We start from the raw sequence: 8,759 nt of genomic DNA on the forward strand, positions 1-8,759 counted from the left end.
CGTGGGGCGGTAGATCACGAAGGCCTCGGCGACGTCCGGAGCGCCGGCGCCCGACGTGGTGGCGACGTTGACCTGGAACCGGGCCGGCGTCGCGCCGGCGTCGCCGAAGACCAGGATGTCGCCGGCGAAGTCCTGGATCCAGTCCGAGCCGTGGCCCTCGACGCCCAGGTGGAAGAACCGGTCGGCGCCCGTGCCGCCGTTCACCCGGTCGGACCCGAAGCCGCCATTGACGAAATCCATGCCGTCCCCGCCGAAGAGAAGATCGGAGAAGGCCGAGCCCGTGAGCACGTCGTCGCCCGCGCCGCCGATCACGGTATCGGACCCGGAACCGCCCGCGATCACGTCGTTGCCCGCATCGCCGCGCAACTCGTCGTTGCCGAACCCGCCGTCGATCGTGTCGTTGCCGTCTCCGCCGTAGATCACGTCGCGCCGGTCGGCCTCGGTGGCGCCGCCCGCGAGGCTGTCGTCGCCGGGGCCGCCGTCGATCGTGTCGGTGCCGTCGCCGCCCCTGGCGGTGTCGCGCCCCTCGCCGCCGGCGATGCGGTCGTCGCCGGGGCCGCCGTCGAGCGTGTCGTGGCCGGCCCCGCCGTCGAGCGTGTCGTTGCCCGCGCCCCCGGCGAGGTCGTCGGGGCCGGCGGTGCCGGTCATTGCGTCATCTCCCGGACCGCCGGTGCCCGGCCCGTCGGGCAGCACCAGCGCGCCGTCGCGCAGCTCGAAGACCCAGAGCCCCGCGATGCCGGTATTGCCCGGCTGTCCGGGCAGGAGCTGCAGCGCCGCGGCGTCCGCGCCCGCGGGCAGCACGCTCACCGGCGCGGCGGTGCCGCCCGGCCAGAGGCCCGCGCGGGCGCCGGCATCGCCGGGGGCGCTGCCCTGCACCCAGCCCACGTGCTGGTAGCGGAACACCACGTCGAGATCGCCCCCGCCCAAGTCGTGCAGTTCGAGCTGCACGGTCACGCTGCGCGCGGCATCGCGGCGGTAGACCCCGACCCGGTCCCAGGTCACGCTCACCACGTCGCGCTGCGGGTCCACGTCGACCCAGACCGAGCCCGATTCCGCGCCCTCGCCGTCGAGCCGCGTGTCCACGTCGCCCCAGAACGGCGCGACGAGCGGCACGCCCGGAACGGAATTGGCGGTGGTGGGATAGGCGCCATAGGCCGCGCCGAAGGACACCGTGCCGTTGAGGTTGACGTAGACGTCGGCGGCGTCGCGGGTAGCGGCGAACCAGGGGATGCCGCGTTCGAAGACCGCCGAGACGTCGACCTGCAGCGCGCCGTCGTCACCGCGCGGAACCTCGGTCTCGCCGAAGCCCGCGGGTCCGCCGCGCCCGCGCAGGGCCGTCCCGTCCCCCGTCACCGCCATCGCACCCTATCCGTCCCGTTCCCCCGGAGGCCAGCATGGCATGGCCCGCCATTCCGGACAATTAACGCCGGCCCCCGCAGGACCGCGGCTGCCCACGTCCGGGCACATTTGTCTTGGCCGGTGCGCCTCCACCCGCTTAGGCTCGGGGGCGAAGTCATTTTTCGACAGCTCATTCGCCAAGTCATTTCCGGGGGACTGCCATGCCCGCCTCGTCCATCCTCACCACCTATCGCGGCAACCTCGTGGCGACGCGCAACGCCTTTCTCGACATCGCGGGGGACGCGCGCGACCTCGCGGAGGTGCTCGAGATTCTCGGCGATGTGATCGGGGGGACGCGCGCGGTCTCCGACATCATCGACGACACGCGCACCGCTCTGAACGTGCAGATCGTCCTGACCAAGGTGCTGAAATACGTCCCCGAGCCCTCGGTCGCGACGGCGGCGCGGTCCTACGACCGCTTCCTGTCGCAGGTCGAGCCGGTGATCGAGGAGATGGACGACAAGACCGACCGGCTGAACGGCACGCGCGACCGCACCCCGCCGGCGGGCGCCGGGGAGGAGGAGGACGGCGCGTTCCTCGACGCCCTCGAGGAGGCGCTCGGCGTCGCCCGGCAGCGGCTCGACGAGATGGCCGAGAGCCTCGAGATCGAGGCCGGCAACCTGACCCACCGGATCGGTGCCTTCGACGAGTTCGTGCAGGCCATGGACCGCGTGAGCGACCCCGACGACCCGGACGGCCCGGGAGGTGCTGCGCTGCACGCGGCGCTCGCCCTGCGCATCGACGCCCAGCTCGCCCCGCGCAACGCGGACTTCGTCGAGATCCGCGCGCTGCGCGACGACATCGCCGCGCGGCTCGACGCGATCTTCGGCACGCTCGACGACGCCGCGCTCGGGGCCGCGCGCGCGGGACTTGCCGGGATCGAGGAGATCGGGCGCGTCTTCGAGGACCTGCGCGTGCCCCTGACCGCGGTCTACGGGCTCCTGAAGCCCATCGAGCCGCTCCTGCGGGCGACCGACTTCCTCGCGAGCCTCGTGGTCGAGCCGGTGCTCGAGTTCATCTCCGAGAGCCTCGGCATCGACGACGAGATCGCCGCGGCCGAGGCGCAGATCCGCGCGCTCCTGCCCGATCTCGGCGTGCTCGACCCGCTCATCGCTGAGGTCCAGGACATCCAGGACCGGATCGCCGAGTTCAACGACACGCTCTTCGACTACGTGAACTACCAGCAGAGCGCGCTCGCCAACCTGATCCTCGGCGAGGCGCTCTACGGCAACGCGGTGGGCGTGCTGAGCGCGGACGGGCCGACCGGCATCGGCACCGTCATCGGGGACGTCCTGACCGGCAACGCCGCGGCCGAGATCATCGACGGCCGCGCCGGCGACGACACGGTCCTCGCCGGCGGCGGCGACGACGTGGTGGTGGCGGGCGAGGGCGACGACACCGTGTGGGGCGGCGCCGGCATCGACAGCCTGGTGTTCTCGAACTCGTTCCTCGAATACGAGCTCGCCCGCGAGATCGTGGGCGGTGTCGAGACCGGGCGCTACATCGTCACCCACAAGCGGCCCGGCCCCGGCACCCTGCCCGAGGGGTCCGAGACGGTGGACGGGGTTGAACACTTCGTCTTCTCCGACATCCGCTTCACCCGCGAGGCGCTCGACCGGGCCGAGATCGGCGGCACGCCGCTCCTCGGCGACCGCGTGCCGGGCATGCCCGACGACCTGATGTTCCTGAACTCGGACAACGATCCCGGCGACGATCCCTTCGGCTTCGATCCCGAGGGCGTGCTGCACGAGGCCTACGGGCTGATCGGGGACGACACGATCTTCGGCTCGACGGCGAACGACCGTCTCGACGGCGGACCGGGCGACGACCTTCTGTTCTTCAGCCTCGGCCGCGACGTGATCGTGGGCAATACCGGCACCGACACCTACCGCATCCTCGCGGGCGCCACCGGCGCCAACGGCTTCGTCGACCTCGCCGACGGGGGCGCCAGGCTCGCGGGGACGGCCGACACGCTCTCGGGCATCGAGGACGTGGTGAGCCAGGCGCGCTTCAACGCCGATTTTCGCGGCGATGCGGGCGCCAACGTGCTGGCCGCGGCGGGGGGCGAGGACCTGCTGATGGGCCGGGGCGGTGACGACGTGCTGCTGACCGGCGACGGCCGCGACGCCGCCATCGGCGGGGAAGGCGTGGATGCGCTGCGCACCGGCGCGGGCAGCGACCTCTTGGTGGCGGGCGGCGCGCGCCGGCCCGGCGGACGCGAGCTCTACGATGGCGGCGAGGGCTACGACTGGCTGAGCTTCTCGAACGACGAGGCGGGCTTCAACCGGCCCTCGGGGCTCTTCAACACGCTCCAGCCGGCGCTGCGCACGGCCGCCTCGACCCCCGGCCCGCTCGAGATCCGGGCTGACCTGGGCGAGGTCCGGCATCTCGACGCCCGGGGCCGGGTCTTCGCCCGCGACGACCTGCGCAACATCGAGGCGATCGCCGGCTCGCCCGAGGGCGACCTGATCCATGGCCCCGGCACCAGCGGCGGGCCGTCGGTGCTCTGGGGCATGGACGGCGACGACACGATCCGCAGCGACGGCGCCACCAGCCTCGACGGCGGCGGCGGCACGAACCTCTACGTCATCACCCGGCTCGCGGACGCGCCGACGCCGGGGATCGATCTCGACGGCGGGGTCGAAGACATCGTCGATCTGCGCGAGGTCGCCCATACCCGCTGGCGGCTGCAGCTCGACGGCGTCGGCGGCGAGACCGTGCGCGGCCATCCGACCGACGTCACGGGGCCGCTCCTCAACGCGGGCCTGGGCTTCCAGATCATGTTCGAGGGGGTGGGGACGTTCCGCTTCGGCGACGGCAACGACGAGGTGGATTTCCGCCCCGCGGGCGGCTTCGCGCGCACCTTCCTCCTCGGGGGCGGCGACGACATCGCCATCCACCGCGACCGCACCGCGACCTATCACGGCGGCGACGGCGACGACCGCGTCGAGATCGAGGCGACCGGGGCCGCGGTCTACGGCGAGGCCGGCAACGACCGGGTCGAGGTGACCCGCCGCGACGACGCGCAGATCCTCGCCATGGGGACGGGCAACGACCTCGTGGTGCTGGCGCGCTCGGGCGGCACCGCGACCGGGGGCCCGGGCCAGGACACGCTGTCCGTCACGCCGCGGATCTTCGTCTCCACCGGCTACGACGACCTGCGGGTGGATGTGGACCTCGGCCTCGGCACGCTCGAGGCCACTGCCCGGCCCACTGTCGCGAGCGCGTCCGAGACGGTGATCGACATGCGGCTGTCGAGCTTCGAGGAGGTCATCGGCTGGCAGAACGCCGACCGGATCGCGGGCGGGGCGGCGGACGAGCGGCTGGTGGGCGCCGGGGGCAACGACACGCTCGCCGGGCGGGGCGGCAACGACCGGCTCTTCGGCGGCGCGGGCGACGACAGCCTGTCGGGCGGGGAGGGCGACGACACGCTGAACGGCGGCACCGGCACCGACACGATCGACGGCGGTCCGGGGCGCAACACCGTCAGCTTCGCCGCGCAGGAGCCCGGCACCCTCGACGGTGACGTCGTCGCGGCGAATTTCGGCGACGTCTCGGTCAGCCTCGCCACCGGCCGCTACACCCGCGCGGGCGGCAGCGCGGGCACGCTCGCCGGCGTGCAGAACGTGATCGGCGGCGCGGGCGACGACACGATCGCGGGCGACGCGGGGGACAACGTGCTCTCGGGCGAACGCGGCGACGACCTGGTCACGGGCGGGGACGGCGACGACGTCCTCACGCTCGGCGGCGGCCGCGACACGGTCTCGGGCGGCGCGGGGGCCGACCGGATGATCCTCGGCGCGGGTGACGGCAGCATCGACGGCGGCGCGGGGTACGACGTGCTCGAGGTCGGCCTGGCCCAGGGCGGCGCGCGCATCGACCTCGCCGCGGGCCGGTTCGAGACGGTCTTCGAGGTGACGGGCGCGGTCTGGCTCGACGACGGCGGCGACGGCGCGCGCGTCTTCGACGGCCGCTCGATCACGCCGCTCGACGTGCTGAACACCCGCCCCGCGCTCGCCGCCTCGCCCGAGGACGTGGCCCGCGTGCTGCCGGGACCGGAGGACGCGGCCTTCGACGCCTTCCGCATCCGCGAGACCAGCGCGACCGGCACCGGCTCGGGCACCTTCCGTGGCATCGAGGAGGTCGTGGGTGGCGCGGGCGCCGACACGATCCTCGGCACCGGGACGGGCGACGTGCTCTCGGGCGGCGCGGGCGGCGACACCGTCGCCGCGGGGGGCGGCAGCGACCGCGTGGTCGGCGGCGCGGGCGCCGACCTCCTGCTCGCGGGCGACGGTGCGGATACGGTGATCGGCGGTGCCGGGAACGACACGATCACGGGCGGCGCCTCGACCGCCGACCTGCGCGACGTGATCTACGGCGGGGACGGGAACGACCGGATCGACGGTGGCTACGGGAACGACGAGCTTCGGGGCGATGCCGGCAACGACAGCATGGCGGGCGGTTATGGCGCCGACACGGTGATCGGCGGGACCGGGGACGACGTCATCACCGGCTCGGCCTTCGGCGACCTGATCTTCGGCAGCGACGGGATGGACTTCGTGAACGGGGGGTTCGGCAACGACCTGGTGAACGGGGGCGCGGGGGCGGACCGGTTCTACCACGAGGGCGTCGAAGGCCATGGCTCGGACTGGATCCAGGACTTCTCCGATGCGGAGGGCGACCGGATGATCTGGGGGGGCGGGGTCGCGACCGCGGCCCAGTTCCAGGTGAACTTCGCCAGCACGGCGCGGGCGGGCGACGCGGGTGTCGAGGAGGCCTTCGTCATATACCGCCCGACGGGGCAGATCCTCTGGGCGTTGGTCGACGGCGCCGGCGAGGACAGCCTGATGCTGCAGATCGAGGGCGCGAGCTACGACCTTCTGGCGTGACGCGCGGGACGTTCGGGGGGTTGCCCGGCGCAGGTTCCGGCGGTTAGGTTCAAGGTTCAATCCATTCGAGGCGGCCGGGGACGGCCGCGTCAAGTCATTGATCCGCGGCCTGACAGCCGACTTCGGCCGAATTTTTTCCCGGCCCCCCTCCCGACTGTCGCCGCCAACGGACCGCAAGCCGCGGCGCAGGGGAGGAGCACATGCTCGACATCATCTACAACGGCGGCAACAGCCGCTTCTTCGACGACGCCTTCTTCGACGGCAATCGTGACGTGTCGATCGACCTCGTGTCGAGCGCCCCGGACCGGATCGTCCTGCGGAACCCCGCGACCGGGGTGGTCACCACGATCACCGGCACGGGCCTCGTCCTGAGCGGGGATGGCGAACCGTCGGGCGGCACCGTGACCGGGCTCGCCTTCGTCGAGGACGGGCAGACGCTGTCGACCTGGTCGGGCATGTCCTGGTCGCTCGTCGCGTTGAACCGCGCGCTCGACGAGTTGTCCCAGGACGCCTTCTTCAGCCCGACGTTCTTCGGTCTCTTCAGCCAGCAGGACATCGTCTTCGACGCCTCGGACGCGAGCGAGGGTTTCTCGACCTTCGCGCCGGGCGGCGGGCTGCCCTTCGAGGGCGGCATCACCAGCTCGGACATCCGTTTCGTGGGCTCGCCCTTCCGCGACGGCTTCTTCGGGGGAGAGGGCGACGACACGCTGGTCTCGAACGGCGGGGACGACCAGTTCCGCGGCTCGGCCGGCACCGACGTCTGGGACTTCACCGGCAAGCCGCTCGCCGATTTCGTCGAAATCGACTGGGGTGGCTGGCAGCGGCCGCTGGCAGTCGCGGTCAATGCGGGCGCGGACCGCTTCGTGATGCGCGAGGCCGGCGGCGCGAGCTTTTTCACTTCGCTCCTGGGCGTCGACCGGGTGATCGGGCGCGACGCCGACGGGGCCTTCCTGCAGGCCACCCCCAATGCCGACATCTTCTCCATCACCGATCTCGACGGCGGCTATCTCGAGATCAATCCCGACCGCGGCAACGACACGATCACCGTGAACGGCGACGGCGGGGGCACGCTGCGGCTGTCGTTCTTCACGGGCGTGAACGCGGGCATCGATGCCAACCTGGCGCTCGGCCGCATCGTCGATCCCGACGGGTTCACCGACACGGTGGCGGTCACCGGGGCGGACGGGGTGCTCGAGCTGCAGGGTACCGACGGCGACGACAGGATCCTCGGCTCGGACCGCGCCGAGCGCTTCATCCTGCGCGCGGGCAACGACACGCTCGACGGTGGTGGCGGCGTCGACCTCCTGCGTTTCGACCGCGGCCAGATTTCCGGCGGCGTCACCGTCGATCTCGCCGCGGGCACCGCGCGCGGCGTCTGGGACGGAGAGGCCTTTGCCCACGGGGTGCGCAACATCGAGGAGGTGCGCGGCTCGCGCACGGGCGCCGACGCGATCGCGGGCAGCGCGGCGGGGGAGCGGATCGAGGGCGGCGGCGGCAACGACACCCTGTCCGGGCGCGGCGGCGACGACCGGCTCGAGGGCCAGGAGGGCGACGACCGGATCTTCGGCGGCGACGGGAGCGACAGGCTGGACGGCGGGGCCGGCAACGATACGATCGTTTCGGGCGAGGGCAGCGACGACATCGACGCCGGCGCGGGCAACGACCTGATCGACCTCAGCGACATGACCGGCGGCTTCGGCGGCTTCATCCGCCCCGGGCTCGGCCAGGACACCGTGACCGGCAGCCGGGCGCTCTGGGATGCGGGCGAAGGGCACGACATCTCGTATCGCGACCTGCCGGAGGTGGGCGGCGTAACCTTCGCCGTGGGTGCGAACGGCACCGGCACCGCGACGAGCGGCGACGGCCGGGTGAACGACCGCTTCAGCTTCGCGCATTACTTCATCGGCACGGACGAGGCCGACCGGATGCAGGGCGGGCCCGACGACCGCTTTCAGGGCTGGGAGCTGGGGCAGGGCGCCGACACGCTCGATGCGGGCGCGGGCTACGACCTGCTCGACTATTCCTACGATGGTGGCGACAGGGGCGTGACGGTGAACCTCGCCACCGGACGGGCGACCGACAGTTTCGGCGACATGGACACCTTCACCGGGGTCGAGGGCGTGGGCGGAACGGACCGGGCGGACCGGCTGTCCGGCAGCGCGGCGCTCGACTACGCCGAGTTCGCGGGCTACGGCGGCAACGACACCATCACCGGCACGGCACAGAGCTTCGATGTCCTGGTCTATGACCGCGAGGACGATCGCAGTGGCACGCGCGGCGTGGTGGTCGACCTCGCCGCCGGACGTGCGACGGATGCTTTCGGCGACACCGACACGCTGTCGGGGATCGACGGGGTGCGCGGCACCTTCCGGGCGGACGTGATCCGCGGCGGCGCGGGCGGCGAGCGGCTCGAGGGCGGTGACGGCACCGACACGCTGGTCGGCGCGGGCGGCGACGACACGCTGATCGGGG

Annotated in this window: 3 protein-coding genes; 2 read left to right on the forward strand and 1 reads right to left on the reverse strand. The window is 72.6% G+C overall.

The window, feature by feature from the left end; all coding sequences use genetic code 11:
* Window positions 1–1,359 (reverse strand): calcium-binding protein (locus RISW2_RS21930; RefSeq protein ID WP_043775203.1); only part of this gene is annotated, 1,359 nt, incomplete at its 3' end.
* 200 nt (window positions 1,360–1,559) lie between these two features.
* On the opposite strand from RISW2_RS21930, the gene RISW2_RS23750 reads away from it, so the two are divergent.
* Window positions 1,560–6,287, forward strand: coding sequence for a calcium-binding protein (locus tag RISW2_RS23750; protein WP_051492306.1), 4,728 nt, complete (start codon window positions 1,560–1,562; stop codon window positions 6,285–6,287).
* A 200-nt stretch (window positions 6,288–6,487) separates the two neighbouring features.
* The coding region (locus tag RISW2_RS21940) for a calcium-binding protein (RefSeq protein ID WP_043775207.1) at window positions 6,488–8,759 on the forward strand (2,272 nt) is incomplete at its 3' end.

It is taken from the genome of Roseivivax isoporae LMG 25204, from assembly GCF_000521865.1.
Lineage (GTDB): Bacteria > Pseudomonadota > Alphaproteobacteria > Rhodobacterales > Rhodobacteraceae > Roseivivax > Roseivivax isoporae.